Origin of the sequence: Actinomadura sp. KC216 (genome assembly GCF_004348535.1) — a bacterium.
Lineage (GTDB): Bacteria > Actinomycetota > Actinomycetes > Streptosporangiales > Streptosporangiaceae > Spirillospora.
Window position 1 is genome coordinate 1 of sequence record NZ_SMJX01000330.1, and the last position, 8873, is coordinate 8873.

Below are 8873 nucleotides of genomic sequence, written 5' to 3' on the forward strand. Positions count from 1 at the left end.
GAACGGGGGCGCACGTCTGCGTGGGGGTGGGGGCGCAACTCTCACTCCATCGGTTGGAAGCTCTGGCGGATTCCCCCGAACCCCGAGTAGGTGCTGCTGTTGTGTAGTCGCTCGTGTCTAGATCGCTAATCGATAGGAAGGTTTCCTATCAGTTTGAGAGCAAGGTAACCAGCCTGCGTGACCTGGGCAAGCCCTTTGTCTAAGGTCAGACACCTGAATAGAGCAACCACCCCAGCTTGAACACCGAACCAGCCCGGGCCCACCGGAATATCGGCACTATCCGCCTGGACCGGGCCCGAGGCATTGGCGATGTTCGCCAATTAGGCCATGCGCGCTGGTTGGTGGAACGCCCGTCCGATGTGCCAATCGGCGTGTCTGGAAGCGGCCGGGAAAGGGTGCGGCCCGCGTCCCCGGAGCTGGGACGCGGGCCGCCTGGGAGAGTGGTCAGAAACCGGCAGTGATCTTGGTGAACTGCCAGTCGGTCTGGTCGGTGCCGCTGCCGGGACGGTCGCGGTTGACCGCCCAGAACGTCAGCCGGGCCAGGCCCTTGGACTTCGACCAGTCACGGATCTGGGTCCAGATCGCGGTGGTCGTGATCTCGCCCACGTCGGACCGGCCGTTCATGCCGGAGATGCCCATGTGCGAGTAGGCGACCTCGTCGGTCCACTTGAAGGCCGACTTCAGGGCCTCCTTGAGACCCTCGGACGACTTGACGGTGTTGCCGTACATGTCCGAGTGGCCGTTGAAGTTGAACGGCATGATCGACCAGATGTCCACCGGGACCTGCAGCTCGGCCGCGCGGTCGATGAGGCGCTTGCCCCACGAGTTCGGGCCGCTGGCGAGGACGGGGAGCGTCAGGATCGTCTGGATGCCGGGGTTCTTCTGCTCGACGATCTTCAGGGCGCCGAGGATCCGGTCCTGGACGGCCGGGTTCTCGAACTCGTCGGTGTTCTCGATGTCGACGTCGATGGACTTGAGGCCGTAGGCGTCGATGACCTTCTGGTAGGCACCGGCCAGGGCCTCGGCCGACGAGCAGTTCGGGCCGAGCTTGTTGCCGGACCAGCCGCCGATGGACGGGATGATGTCACCGCCGGCCGCGCGGATCTTGTTGATCGCCTGCTCGTCCACGCCGCCCTTCAGCGGGCGCTGGCTGTCCCAGGCCGGGTTGCAGCCGTTCTGGGCCAGGATGAACGCCATCGTGAACATCTTGATGCCGGTCGCGTTCATCACCGTGGTCGGGTCCGGCGGGTTGCCCCAGCCGAGGTACAGGTAGGGAGCCGCGTGCTTGCCGACCTCCGGCTGGGTGCAGCCGGTCGTGGTGCCGGACACCGCGGAACCCGGGGACTCGCCGGCCTCGTTATAGGCCTTGACCGTGTAGGTGTGGCCGGAGCACTTCTGCAGTCCCGAGATGGTGGCGCTCGTGGCGTTCACCGTCGCGCGGACGTCGTCGCCCTCGTAGACGCGGTAGCCGTCGACCGGGCCGGTGGACGGGCCCCACGTCAGGGTGAGCGACGTGTCCGTCTTCCCGGTCACCGACACCTCGCCGGGAGCGGAGGGCGCTCCGGGGTTGGTGTCGCCGCTGCAGGACCCGCCGTTGACGGTGCAGTTCGTGGGAGCACCCGAACCGCTGACCAGGAACCCGAACGTGACGGACGCCCCGGCGGCGACGGTGGCGTTGTAGTTGCGGTTGGTGAAGGTGGCGTGCTGCCCGGACTTGGTGAGCAGCGCGTCCCAGTAGGAGCCGATGGTCGAGCCGGCCGGGAGGTCGAACTCGACCTTCCACCCGGAGAGCGCCGACTCGGTCGCGTTGGTGATCGTGTATCTGGCCTCGTAGCCCGAACCCCAGTCCGCGGCCTTGGTGAAGGTCGCCGTCGCCCCTGCCGCGGCGTTCGCCGGGGTCGGGACGAGCAGTGCGAGGACGAGGGCACAGAGGGCGGTGAAGAGGAGGCTAGGGCGGAGTCTTCTCAATTTCACTCCCGGGAAGGAGATGCGGACATGCGGGAATCCCCCGAACCCCGAGGAACATCGAATGGGCATGGCGGGACGGCGGGCGGGGGGCGAGCGGGGCACGCGTTCGACCTCGGATCTGATAGGAAACTTTCCTTTTAATCGAGTGAACGGTAACCAGCGCGCCGTTCTCCGGCAACCCTGTCCGGCCGTCGCGTCTCCGGCCCAGCTCAGACCGGTTCAGCCCAGCCCAGCTAATGGACCGAACCACGCCCGCGTAAGAAGAATGTTGGTACTTTCTGCCAATTCAGGGCCTGCTTCTTGGGCGTGTTCACGCAGGTCGCGCTGGAGAGACCTCGTGGCGGTGGACGATGACGTCGAACCACTGCGACAGAGAACCCCCGGTCGTGGTCGAGTCCGGCCCGAAATGCGGAAGGCCGCGGGTGGTGGCGGGCGCGTCCAGCCACCGGCGGACCGGCGCGGCGGCCGGTGAGCGCAGGTCCAGGACGAACTGCGCCGCGCCGACGCCGGCGAACCGCCGCTCGAACCAGTTCGGTGCCGGACGCGCGAGGACGACCGTCCCGCCCGGCCCGAGGCTCACCTCGCCGTGGTCGAGAGTGAAGCCGATCGACCGGTACCTCTGCCCGTACCGGCGCCGCAGGTGCGAACCGGCGGTCGGGTAGCGCAGGTCCCTGCCGTCCTGCGCGGTGATGTGGAGTTCCGGCGCGTTGGCGGTGTGCGCGCTCGCGCCCCAGTAGACGACCTTGTCGCCGCCGCTGAACGTGCGCCACCACGCCAGGTTCTCCGCGGCACGGGCGTCCCGGTAGGCGTTGGCCTCGTTGAATTCCAGGAGGAAGTGCTCGTAGAACGACACGATCTGGCGGGCGTGATGCAGGGCCGTCTCGTGGTCGCGGCCTTGGTCAGGAAGGTCCTTGACCAGCTCGTACACCTGGCGCGCGTGCCGGACGTACGAACGTTTGTCATCCACCTTTTCGCGGAACCAGGTGGTGTAGACGGGCATGTCGGACGTCCACGGCCGGACGATCCTGTGCTCGCGCAATTCGGGAAGGCGTTCCGGAGCGGTCTTGGCGACATATGCCTTGATGCCGTCGTAGGCCAGCGGACGCGTGAAGTAGTACTCGACGCCGACGAACCGGACCTTGTCCTTGCGACCGGCGTTGTAACCGCGCAGCCACCGCAGGACGTCCGCCATTTCGCGCGTCCGCCATTGGAAGCTCATCTCCCGCGCGAGCGCGTCGGGATCGCCCTTCCCGGTCCGGACGTACTCGTCGATCTTGAGCCCCATCGTCCAGTCCTCTTCCCAGGCGATGGAGCGGAATCCCATCCGCTCGACCAGGAAGCGGAGGGCGCGCAGCTTGAGCGCGGTCTCCTCGGCCGTGCCGTGCACCGACTCGCCGAGACCGACGACCGACGCGTCCCCGACCGACCGGTGAAGGGGGACCAGATCGTCCAGCGGCGCGGACGGGTCGGTGGTCGCGAGCGGGACGGCATGCCGCGCGATCCACCTGTCCACCGGTTCCGAATGCCGGGCGGCCGCTGCCGGTGCGCCGCTGAGCAGCATCGCGATTCCGACACCTGGAGAGAGCCACGCGACGGCGCGTGTCCGACGTTTCATGAGAGCCTCCTCTGCTCTACGCCACCGCCACGATCGCCGCTCCCTTCGCGTGCGGACATCCTCCAGCGGGGTACTTCCCGCCTACGCCCCTCGGCGTACGGGCGTCCTGAGCCTCACCAGTACATGTCGACGTTCACCCGGAAATTCCAGTTCGAGGAGACCTTCTCGAAACCGACGAAGACCTTGTGGCCCTCGTAGTAGAAGACGCGCTGGCAGCCCTCGCCGAAGCACTTCGCCGCCTCCTCTTCGGACATGACGCCCACACCGCGGCTGAGCCATTCCGAAATATCCTTGGCCGGATGCGGATTGCAAGGGATAGCCGGGGAGCACCCCTGCTCCAGCGTGATGTGCACCCTCCTGCTTTCCACGAAGCTGTTCGTGATGACCAGGGTGTTGGCGTACCCCATCTGGCGGCGCCAGTCTTCGAGGTAGGTGCGCGGCCGGATCTCGGCGAAATAGACGGCGGTCCCGATCCCGCCGCCGAGGATCACGACGGCCACCGCCACCAGGATCAGGGGCACCTTGGACCGCTTCCTCCGCCGCGCTGGAAACGGCGGCCGCCCGAACGCCGGCACCGCTCCCGGCGGCCCACCATGCATCTGCCCCTGCATTCCACCAGCCATCGGCCCGTCCGGCCCGCCGGGCGCCGGGGCGTACGGTCCTCCGGGCACGGGGGTGTACGGCGGGCCGGCTGCCGGGCCCTGCGGAGCGCCGTGCCCTGGGCCGTGCACCGGGCCCGGGGCGCCGGGCGGCATCGGGCCGAGCGGTGCGCCGGGGACCCGGGTCGGGGGTGCGCTCGGCGGTGGCGGGTGGCCGGGCGTCGAGGCGGGCGTGCCGCTCGGCGTCGGTCCTTGGGGTTCGGGGGGTACCGGTCCGGGGCCGGAAGGGCCCGGAGCGCCTGGGGGCGGGGGCGCGTTCACGGCGTACAACCATAGCCGCGGTAGATCAGGCGTGATTTGACAAATGGCGATCGGGACGGAGTACTCCAGGTTCGGGAATTCCGCCGGATCGAGAACCGCCCTTGGCGGCGGCGGCGAACGGGTCGGGGCGCTGGCGGTCGTACCAGGGGCGGTGCCCGCGACCTACCTCGTGGTGGCGGGTGACCGCGCCGCCGTTCGCCGCGATCGGCGGGACTCGCCCGCGGATTCGTCGGCGGCCTCGCCGCCGTGATCGCGGCAGAGTTCCACGGCGCGGAACAGGGACGCGCCCGCCGGATGGTCGGGAGTCCGTGCGGCCTGCGCTGGGCCTCCAGGTGCGTGCCGAACACGCCCGACTGGACGCGTCCCGCCCGGCTCACCGGATCGATCTCCAGGACGCCGCCCATCCGGCCCATGATCGGCGAACTCGCCGGGCGGCAGGCGCGTGCCCGGGTGAGCGGCGCGGCCGGTTCGGGGCCGCGGACCGCGTCCTCGACGTTGCCCCGGCCTCACCACGACCTCGTCATCGACCCATCGTTCCCGTTGCCGCCGCCGGACCTGCTTGTTTAGGCCGCGCCGGGCTGCGCAGATTGTCAGGGGGCGAGCGAGCTGTCATGGGGGGATGGGCGGTGCGTGTTCGGGGGTGCGGGCCTGCGGCCGTGGGTGCGGGGCTGTGCTTCGCGATGCTGGCCGCGTGCGGGGGATCCGCCGACCGGGATCCGCCGCCGAGGGCCCCGCGTGTCTCGCCCACGGCGACCGGCGAGTCGCCGCCGACCACCGCGACCGGCGGGCCGGCGGTGAACGGGAAGGTCATCGTCATCGACCCCGGTCACAACGGCGGGAACGCCGACCACACCGAGCAGATCAACAAGAAGGTCTTCGTCGGCAACGGGTACAAGGCGTGCAACACGGTCGGGACCAACACTCGGGACGGCTACAGCGAGCACGCCTTCGCGTGGGACGTCGCCAACCGGCTGGCGCGCGTCCTGCGGGAGTGGGGCGCCAAGGTGACGCTGACGCGGAAGGACGACACCGGTGTAGGGCCCTGCGTGACGGAGCGGGCGGCCATCGGCAACCGGCTGCACGCCGACGCGGCCGTGTCGATCCACGCCGACGGCGCCGAGCCGTCCGGGCACGGGTTCCATGTGATCGAGCCGGTCGCCGTGGGGAAGAACGCGTCGATCGTCGAGCCGTCCCGGAAGCTCGGCACGGCGGTCCGCGACGCCTACCGGTCAGGCACCGGCATCCCCTACTCGACCTACCGGGGACGCGACGGCCTGGACCGGCGCAGCGACCTCGGCGGGTTGAACCTGTCCACGGTGCCGGTCGTGTTCATCGAGTGCGGCAACATGCAGAACCCGGGGGACGCGGCCACGCTGTCGAGCGCGCCGTCTCGGCAACGGATGGCCGAGTCGCTGGCCGCCGGTCTCGAGAGCTACCTCCGCTGATGCTTCCCTCTGAAAATATTCTGGACGGAAGCAAGGCCGGATCAGGCCAGCCGCGCGGACATTCTCGTCAGCAGGACGCGCAGCAGCGCCAGCTCCTCCTGGCCCACCGCGTCCTGCACGCCGCGCCACTCGGTCTCGATCGCCGCGGTCAGCCGGTCGGCCGTCTCGCGGCCGTGCTCGGACAGGAACGCCAGCACCCGGCGCCGGTCGGCCTCGTCGACGCGGCGGAACACCAGCCCCGCCGACACCAGACGGTCGATCACCTTGGTCAGCGTCGGGGCGGGGAGCAGGGCGAACTCCGCTATCTCGGTCATCGTGTGCCCGGCCCCGTCGGCGAGCAGGGAGATCACCCGCCATTCCTCGACGGTGGAGCCGGCCGTCTTCAGCGCGGCGGCGAGCCGGGCGGCGATGCCGCGTTCGACCCGCGCGAGCATCCGCGGCAGGTCCAGCTCGTCCTGCGCCATACCTGTTGTAGTCATCGCGAGATACAAGATTACCGTCTCATCGAAACTATTTTGGGCCAGGATCCACTAACGTCCCCGATATGGACGACCTGGACGTCGCCCTGGTGGTGCCGCGTCAGGGGCCCGCGGGACTCTTCGGGCCCTCAGCCGAGCTGTGCGCCCGGCTCGCCGAGGAAGAGATCAACGAGGAGGCGGGCGTGCTCGGCCGCCGCCTCCGGCTGACGGTCGTGGACGGCGGCGCACCGCCCGCGAAGGTCGCCGGGCAGGTCGGGCAGCTGGTCGGCTCGGGCGCCGTGCAGGCGGTCACCGGCTGGCACGTCTCGACCGTCCGGCAGCGGCTCGTCCCGGAGATCGCCGGACGCGTCCCCTACGTCTACACCGCGCTCTACGAGGGCGGCGAGCGCGCGCCGGGCGTGTTCCTCACCGGCGAGACGCCCGAGCGGCAGCTCCGCCCGGCGCTGCGCTGGCTGTCGTCCGAGCTCGGCATCCGCCGCTGGACGATCGTCGGCGACGACTACGTCTGGCCGCGCGGCACCGCCCGCGCCGTGCGGTCCTATCTCGCCGAGCAGGGCGCGCTCCTGTGCGACGAGATCTACGTCCGCCTCGGCACGCAGGACTTCTCCGAGCCGCTGCGCAGGATCGAGACGAGCGGGTGCGAGGCCGTCCTGATGCTGCTGGTCGGCGACGACGCGGTGGCGTTCAACCGCGCGTTCGGCGCGGCGGGCCTGGACCAGCTGCGCTTCAGCCCGCTGATGGACGAGAACATGCTGCTCGCGTCCGGCGTGGAGGGCACCCGCGGGCTGTTCGCGGCGGCGGGGTTCTTCGAGACGCTCCCCACCGGCGACGGCCTGGACTTCGGCGCCCGCTACCACGCGCGCTTCGGCCCGCAGGCGCCGCCGCTCAACAGCATGGGCGAGTCCTGCTACGAGGGCGTGCGGCTGCTCGCGGAGCTGTTCCGCCGCAGCGGCGGCGAGCCGGACGTGCGCCGGATGACGGCCCTCTCGGAGGGCCTCGGCTACGACGGCCCGCGCGGCCCCGTCGAGGTCCGCGACCGGCATCTGCGGCAGAAGATGTTCCTCGCCGCCGCGGACGGCCTGGAGTTCGACGTCCTGTACCAGCTTCCGCTCGACCCCCTTGACCATTGATTCCGCAGGAAATAGTTTCATCCTGAACTAAGGGGGGCTTATGGCCACGACGTTCGAGCTCGGCGACTTCGTCCTGCAGAGCGGTGCGACCCTGCGCGGGGCGCAACTCACCTATGAGACCTACGGTGACCTGGCGGAAGACAAGAGCAACGCCATCGTGTATCCCACGTGGTACTCCGGGCGCCACCAGGACAACGAGTGGCTCATCGGCGAGGGCATGGCGCTGGACCCGTCCCGTTACTTCATCATCGTGCCGAACATGCTCGGGAACGGCCTGTCCAGCTCGCCCAGCAACACCCCGCCGCCCTACGACCGGGCCCGGTTCCCGAACGTCACCATGTACGACAACGTCGAGGCCCAGTACCGCCTGGTCACCGAGCATTTCGGCATCGAGCGCCTGCCGCTCGTCACGGGCTGGTCGATGGGCGCGGGCCAGACCTACCAGTGGGCCGTCAGCCACCCCGAGATGGTGGAGCGCATCGCCCCGTTCTGCGGCTCGCCCCGCTGCAGCTACCACAACAAGGTGTTCCTCGAAGGCGTGAAGGCCGCCCTCACCGCCGACGCCGCTTTCGAGAACGGCTGGTACACAACCCCGCCCACCAAGGGCCTGCGCGCCGCCGCCCGCGTCTACGCCGGATGGGGCTTCTCCCAGGCGTTCTACTGGGACCGCCTCTGGGAGCAACTCGGCTTCAGCTCCCTGGAAGACTTCCTCGTCGGCTTCTGGGAGGGCTTCTTCCTGGACGACCGCGACGCCAACAACCTCCTCACCATGCTCTGGACGTGGCAGAACTCCGACGTGGGCCAGACCCCGGGCTTCAACGGCGACACCAAGGCCGCACTAGCGTCCATCAAGGCCAAGACCCTGGTCATGCCCGGCGAGAAGGACCTCTACTTCCCGCCCGAAGACGAGGCGTGGGCCGTCCAGCAGATCCCAGGCGCCGAACTCCGCGTAATCCCCAGCGTCTGGGGCCACTTCGCAGGCCACGGCACTAACCCGGTAGACACCGCCTTCATAGACGCAGCCCTAAAAGAACTCCTAGCCCGATAACCGCCCCATCACCCACCGCCGACGCACGCGCCACCCGGCCCCCCGACGCGCACCACCCGGTGCGCAGTGGCCCGGTGTATGCGGTGGCCCGCTGGCCGGTGTGCGGTAGCCGGGTGCGCGGTGGCTAGTGGCTGGGCAACGCTGGCCGGTGTCCGGCGCGGTGTTCCGTGCGCGGTGTTCCGTGCGCGGTGCCTTGTGCGCGGTGCCTTGTGCGCGGTGCCTTGTGCGCGGTGCCTTGTGCGCGGTGCCTTGTGCGCGGTGCCTTGTG

The 8873-nt window shown here is 69.5% G+C and carries 8 protein-coding genes; 4 read left to right on the forward strand and 4 right to left on the reverse strand.

Going from position 1 to position 8873, the window contains the following annotated elements; all coding sequences use genetic code 11:
* Window positions 1-444: 444 nt before the first annotated feature.
* The 3 genes from E1264_RS35590 to E1264_RS35600 form a co-directional block, all read right to left on the reverse strand.
* Entirely contained in the window at window positions 445-1968 is a 1524-nt protein-coding gene (locus E1264_RS35590; RefSeq protein ID WP_243711365.1) for a cellulose binding domain-containing protein, read from the reverse strand.
* 310 nt (window positions 1969-2278) lie between these two features.
* On the reverse strand, window positions 2279-3583 hold the full coding sequence (locus E1264_RS35595; RefSeq protein ID WP_132180766.1) for an erythromycin esterase family protein: 1305 nt from the start codon (window positions 3581-3583) through the stop codon (window positions 2279-2281).
* A gap of 113 nt (window positions 3584-3696) precedes the next feature.
* Window positions 3697-4083, reverse strand: a complete 387-nt coding sequence (locus E1264_RS35600) for a hypothetical protein (RefSeq protein WP_132180768.1) — start codon at window positions 4081-4083, stop codon at window positions 3697-3699.
* Window positions 4084-4749: 666 nt separating this feature from the next.
* Here E1264_RS35600 and E1264_RS44905 point away from each other — a divergent pair.
* Window positions 4750-5070 (forward strand): hypothetical protein, encoded by a 321-nt coding sequence (locus E1264_RS44905; protein WP_207936663.1) that lies wholly within the window; start codon window positions 4750-4752, stop codon window positions 5068-5070.
* A 59-nt stretch (window positions 5071-5129) separates the two neighbouring features.
* The gene (locus tag E1264_RS35605) at window positions 5130-5948 is read left to right on the forward strand and encodes an N-acetylmuramoyl-L-alanine amidase (RefSeq protein ID WP_243711366.1); all 819 of its coding nucleotides are present in this window, start codon (window positions 5130-5132) and stop codon (window positions 5946-5948) included.
* 41 nt (window positions 5949-5989) lie between these two features.
* Here the strand turns inward: E1264_RS35605 and E1264_RS35610 are convergent, their stop codons facing one another.
* Window positions 5990-6427, reverse strand: coding sequence for a MarR family transcriptional regulator (locus E1264_RS35610; protein ID WP_207936671.1), 438 nt, complete (start codon window positions 6425-6427; stop codon window positions 5990-5992).
* Window positions 6428-6492: 65 nt separating this feature from the next.
* Between E1264_RS35610 and E1264_RS35615 the strand changes: the two genes are divergently transcribed.
* Together E1264_RS35615 and E1264_RS35620 are read left to right on the forward strand one after the other, a co-directional pair.
* Window positions 6493-7557: a substrate-binding domain-containing protein gene (locus tag E1264_RS35615; RefSeq protein WP_132180770.1), complete on the forward strand. Its 1065-nt coding sequence runs from the start codon at window positions 6493-6495 to the stop codon at window positions 7555-7557.
* 40 nt (window positions 7558-7597) lie between these two features.
* Window positions 7598-8605 (forward strand): alpha/beta fold hydrolase, encoded by a 1008-nt coding sequence (locus E1264_RS35620; protein ID WP_132180771.1) that lies wholly within the window; start codon window positions 7598-7600, stop codon window positions 8603-8605.
* The last annotated feature ends 268 nt before the right edge of the window (window positions 8606-8873 follow it).

Excerpts from the sequence above, each read along its gene's own strand:
- E1264_RS35620 (WP_132180771.1), top strand. The coding sequence starts at position 7,598 with ATGGCCACGACGTTCGAGCTCGGCGACTTCGTCCTGCAGAGCGGTGCG.
- E1264_RS35615 (WP_132180770.1), top strand. The coding sequence starts at position 6,493 with ATGGACGACCTGGACGTCGCCCTGGTGGTGCCGCGTCAGGGGCCCGCG.
- E1264_RS35595 (WP_132180766.1), bottom strand. The coding sequence starts at position 3,583 with ATGAAACGTCGGACACGCGCCGTCGCGTGGCTCTCTCCAGGTGTCGGA.
- E1264_RS35610 (WP_207936671.1), bottom strand. The coding sequence starts at position 6,427 with ATGACTACAACAGGTATGGCGCAGGACGAGCTGGACCTGCCGCGGATG.